Source organism: Bartonella sp. MR168JLCBS (assembly GCF_042194175.1).
On the sequence record NZ_JBHIMP010000473.1, the window covers coordinates 399 to 637 of the forward strand.

1 pseudogene is annotated in these 239 nt (G+C 36.0%); it reads right to left on the reverse strand.

Annotation, left to right across the window (positions count from 1 at the left end):
- Positions 1-239 (reverse strand): annotated as a pseudogene (locus ACFIK8_RS12100) (HAD family hydrolase); the annotation flags it as partial.

The following is a 239-nucleotide window of genomic DNA, read 5'->3' on the forward strand; positions in this document are numbered from 1 at the left end:
TCAGGCGCAGAAAATATTTTATCTTCAAAAAGATCATAAAGACCGACGGTGGTAAGCATTTCTTTTATATCTACGCTCTTTGCATTAGAGCAGATACAACAGGGATAGCGAGATTTAATTTTCTCTACTGCTTCTCTTATGCCATCAATGGCACGTAATTCAGTTTTTATTTGTGCACGAAACAGATTTGACATTTGATCTATGAGATGAGCAGAAATTGGTTTCTCTGTTTCTTGTTC